The organism is Microcoleus sp. LEGE 07076, from assembly GCF_015207455.1.
Taxonomy (GTDB): domain Bacteria; phylum Cyanobacteriota; class Cyanobacteriia; order Cyanobacteriales; family Microcoleaceae; genus Microcoleus.
This window is the reverse complement of the sequence record NZ_JADEWV010000305.1, coordinates 1-5,313: the sequence shown is the minus strand read 5'-3', so window position 1 is coordinate 5,313 and position 5,313 is coordinate 1. Positions and strand designations below refer to the sequence as shown.

General features: G+C 44.3%; 2 protein-coding genes. Both read right to left on the bottom strand.

Annotated elements, in window-relative coordinates; all coding sequences use genetic code 11:
• On the bottom strand, positions 1-3,371 hold a 3,371-nt coding region (locus IQ270_RS27825; protein ID WP_228056768.1), incomplete at its 3' end, for a DNA methyltransferase.
• A 484-nt stretch (positions 3,372-3,855) separates the two neighbouring features.
• Positions 3,856-5,313: MICOS complex subunit MIC60 (locus IQ270_RS27820; RefSeq protein ID WP_228056767.1), on the bottom strand; the 1,458-nt coding region annotated here is incomplete at its 5' end.

The following is a 5,313-nucleotide window of genomic DNA, read 5'->3' as shown; positions in this document are numbered from 1 at the left end:
GGCTTAACTTTATCTTTAACAATTTGCATCAAATCTGGATATTCCCACGCCTCAGCTTCGCTCATATCAAAAAAATCAATCGTATAGCGATGATAAGCATGAGTCGGACTCGAATTAACCTCTTCACCGCCGATATAAGGAAAAATGCGGTCGGCATTTTTAGGATTTTGTTCGATTAAACGGTGCATTTCTGTAATGGTTGTCGCATCGGGATTTGTATCATCAAATGTAAACCCCATACCTAGCACAATGCTACCTTGAAAACTTTTCTCAGCATTTGCTAATAAAGTTTGAGGATTTTGATTACCCCCCGCATGAAACAAAAATGCAGAAATTAGCGGAACTTGTCGCCCGTCGAGTATAGGGTGCGTCGCTGGGAGTTGCGTAGGGTGCGTCGCTGCGGGAGATATTTGAGATGAATCGAGAATATCTGTAGCGACGCACCTTACTGTATCTACTTTTTGGACGTTCACAATACTGACTACAACTGCGGCCGAACCAATCCACTTAAACCGTTTTGTTGCATTGTAAATTGTGCCACCATTCTGACAGATATATCTTAAACCAGTGCTGCGCGTGTCACCTTGAGCAATGGTATTTGTCGCAATTAAACCAAAACACCCACCTTTTCGCATAATCGTAAACCCTCGTCTAAAAAAGTGCGCTACTATATCAGCATTTCCGTGCGATTCGGGATGAACTACCTTTAACCAATCCATATATCCGGGCGCGTTAGCATTAATGGCTGTATTCTTACCAGCAAACGGTGGATTTCCAATAATCGCATCAAAACCAGGATTTTTCCTGTCAAACACTTCGGGAAATTCTATCTCCCAATTAAACGGCTGAATCGGCTTTTGTAACCTCTGCAAACTTTCAGCAATACCTTCTATTTGCTTGAGATTAACAACCCCTGAACGCCAAGCATTAATTTTTTGCGAAAAGTCGATTCTTTTTTCCTTGCGTTCCTTATCTTTCTCTCCAGCAAAAAAAGCCGCGACAGCAATATTTCCCGTCAACCTAGCTTCCTCTAATTCCTGTTCGGCTTTTTGGAAACGTTCCCGTTTTTCCTCATCTTTATCATCAGCTAACTTACCAATTTCATCTCGATAAACCTTAGCTTGGTCTACCCGATTTTTCAGCAAGGATAACAAAGGCGCATTATAAATATCAGTTGCTTTAACAAATTCCCCAATTTCTGCACGAGTCAACCCCACCAAAGAATCGCCACATTTCAACGCATGATCTAAAAAAGTAAACGAATGTTCCTTCGCCAAAGTCACCAACCATAGCGACAGCTTCGCCAAATTAGTTGCAAACGGATTTTTATCCACCCCATACAAACACCGTTGCGCTACCAATCGCCGCGCAAACAACAAAGGATATTCATCTAGGGGAATTTCCGGCAAAGAATTGTGTTTGTTCCAAGCTTCCACTAACCTCTCTGCTAACTGGCGGCAAGTTTCCACCAAAAACGCCCCCGAACCCATCGCCAAATCGCAAATTTTTAACTCTAAGATTTCTTCTGGCGTGGCATCTTCTCCCAATGCTGCTAAAATCGGTCTGAGAGTTTCCTTAACAATTGGTTCCGTCATCGCACGCGGGGTATAGTGGGAACCGCTGCGCCGCCGTTCTTCGCCTGGTTGCAAATAAAGAGAACCCACAGGCATTAAAGTGGGAGTTTGCGCTGATACTTTCCGCCCTAACGCCGCGACTATATCATCGGCGATTTTCGCTTCCTTTAACTCTTTGAGGGAATTACCAGTAATCTCGCATCCCGCCACTTCTTTTAAGAATTTAGCGCGGTCATTTGCCTTAGTTTTGAGAATTTCCTCGACGCTAACCACAACCGTAACTGAGACTTTTGAACTTTTAGGTTTACTCCACACTCCTATAGATGGACTCTGGGCCCGTTCGACTTCGTAACCCATCACCGCTTCGTAAACCGAACCAATTTGTTCGACATCGAGAGCACGGTAAGAAAGTCTGTCTCCGTCCAAAATCAACAACCGATTTAATACCTGAAAAATCACCCCATCGGAAATACGCGGCACTTCTGTAAGATGCGTTGCTGTTTCTAAGTTTGTTTGGTGCGTCGCTGTTTGAGTTGTTTGGTGCGTCGCTTTCTCAGTTTTTGATATTTCACCGGGATTTTCGGTGGCGACGCACCCTACTGAGTTTGTTTGGTGCGTCGCTTGTTCAGTTTTTGACATTTCACCGAGATTTTCGGCGGCGACGCACCCTACTTTTTTACCTAGTAAAAACGGGTATTCATCCGGGTCAAATAACTGACCGTGACGGGCCGGTAAATACTGAGGTAAATGGCCGCCGCCCTCATAAACCAACCCAAACAAACTCAATAACCACGCCCAAGCGCCATACCGCTGATCCATCGTATCGGGATAATTTCCCGCATCAATTTGCAACCGTTCATACAGTCCCGTCACCGCATAATTCCGCGCATACACCGAATCTTGCGGCATCAATCCCTCATCTTCGGCGTACAACAAAAACACCAACCGCATTAAAGTTGTAATCAATCCCCCATAAATATGCTGCGGTTCTGTTTGAGCAATTTCACTCAATAACTTACCATTACTCGCCTCATCCGCAGTCTGAAATCCTCGCAATAATTCCCAGAGTGCATCTAAAACCTGTTCGGCTAATTTTGTCGAAACTTCACTTTGATATTTGCGACTTTCCTGCAACAAAGCTGGCAAACGGCGTTCCGGTGGCGCAACAAAAATCCGATCCGAACCTAACAGCATTACCATCGCACTTAAAATTGGGCGGCCGGCCACTTCGCACATCGCCGCCACCGGAAACGTCAAATACCCCGACGATTCGCCACGCGGCGCATAAACCAAGCGCAATAGCGAACCGTTGCACAATAACCCCACGTTAACGCTCGTTTCGCGCAATAAGCGTTCAAATTTTGCTTGTGGCGAAGCATTCCACTGACCGGCTTTTTCTGATTCTAAATCTAATTCATCAAAAGAGCGATTATTTTCTATAATTTGGACTAATATACAGGGGCGAACTGCTTCGGGATCTAGAACTGTATAAGTTGGTTTTAAAGTCTCGCCGTAGTCAGGAAGTAGCACCGTGAATTCTGCTGCAATTTCTGCCACTAAATCATAGGGTTCCCACCCCAAAACCTCGGCAACAAAGGCGGGAAAATCTGAAATTAATGCTTGACTTTCGTCGCTATTTGTGGTAATAATTTCTTGGAAAGCTTGCTGCAATTCAACGATATTGCGATTCGGCACGCACTGAAATTTTACTAAGGCGGGAGGCGACACAACAAGTCCCACTGGTTGCAGGAATCCCAACCATTCTTTATGTCTGATTAATTCTGGATCTTGTGCCATTGTTCCTCCTGACTTTAGCTTTTTTCTAAATTCTATAATTGTCAGGTGCGTCAGCTTTAAAATACTCAACTATAACTATGAATAACCGCCTGACGCACCCTACTCTCCTAAATTGTCAGGTGCGTCAGCTTTAAAATACTCAACTATAACTATGAATAACCGCCTGACGCACCCTACTTTCCTAAATTGTAGGGTGCGTCAGCTTTAAAATACCAACTATAACTCAATACGGTTCACTTAAGACAGATCCCCCCTAACCCCCCTTAAAAAAGGGGGGGACAAGAATGCTCTCAAAGTCCCCCTTCTTAAGGGGGATTTAGGGGGATCTGTGTTAAGTGAACCGTATTGAACTATAACTATGAATAACCGCTGACGCACCCTACTTTCCTAAATTGTAAGGTACGTCAGCTTTAAAATACCCAACTATAACTATGAATAATCACCTGACGCACCCTACCTAGACTCTGACGCACCCTACTCAGACTCAACCCGACACCGGATATAAATACATTAACCCCACTGGTTCAATTCGCACCGCTTTTACCTGATAAATCGCTTCAATTCGAGCCGGTTCTTTCACTAATTCCTCAGACAAACTTTGCAAACGTTTCTGCCAATAACGCCTATCAGCATCCACTTGTCGCTGTTCCTCTTCAGGAAAAAGAGATAACTGAACCGCTTGAGTTTCTTGTTGCCGTGCTAAAATGCGCTGTTGCTGCTGTTCTAAAATTTTCTTCATCTCAGTTGCTTCTTTCAAACCGCGCTCATTTAACTTCCGCTTTGCCCTTTGGGCTAATACTTCTGCCCGACTTTCCAGGTTCGGAATTAACTCCTCAACATCCTGAGACGCACTTTCCTTTAGGCGAATTTTTACCCCTTCAGAAACCTCTCGCAATCGCGGATTTGCCAAAGAATTTTCTAGCAACTCCAATACATTTTCTTTCTCTCCCTCTCCCAAAGGCTTCAGTTTTTTCCGCCCCCTATTTGCCGGATCTGTCCACTCCGCAGCAACGGCAATTACTTCATCATGAAGTCGGGTAGCACCTTCTCCATAAAGTGACAATCTCCCCAAGGCAATAACTTTAGGAATCGGGTCATCCGTGAGACAAATACAAGCGCGAGTTAATTCATCATGCAGAAATCCTTGGGCTAAAAATCGTCCCAATAATCGCTGCACAATTTTGTGTTCTAAATGCAAGTGTACCACTTCGCCATCCAGAGAACCAGGGTCACGAAAAACCACTGGTCGGATGGGAGATTCCCTACGCCAATCCCACAGTTGTTGACTTCTTTGGCGAGGTTTTCTCAAGGTATCCAGCGTCACTGTCCAAGTTGGATCTGCCCCGACTCGTTGGTTAAGTGCAGGGATTTCCCATTTCGCTGTTTCTGGATTGTGGTTTGCTGCGATTACGTCAATGGGCTTGAGTTGCTGTGCACCTAAAATTTCCAATGAAGCTGAGATTGCATCCCGGAAATGGCGGTCATCTAAACCTAACCAATCCCGCGATTTCTTGAGCATTTCTTGGAGTTCGGAAATCTGTTTAGTGAGGTCTTGTTTGCGAAGGCGAATTTCTTCTAATTCTTCGCCAATGGCGGTGGATGTGTTAGGATTAATTGTTTCTGAGTTTATTGTGTAGGGTGCGTCAGTATTAAATGTTTCTAACTGCGTACTTGAATTAGGACTGACGCACCTTACAGATATTTGTTCAAGGGATTGAGTAATTTTTCCCAGTTCTTTGTGAATAATCCCATTATGCAGCAAACGAGACATACTTTTTTCGACAACAGGTGTCAAAGTTCCCAACTCTGATTGAATGGTTTTTGTCTTCTGAATTAAAACCTCTAAAACTCGATCTTCAATTCGCTGCGGCAACACAAAATAATGGCAATTAACAACAGGCGAGCGCTGAAGCTTCCTATCAATCCGGCCGTTGCGTTGTTC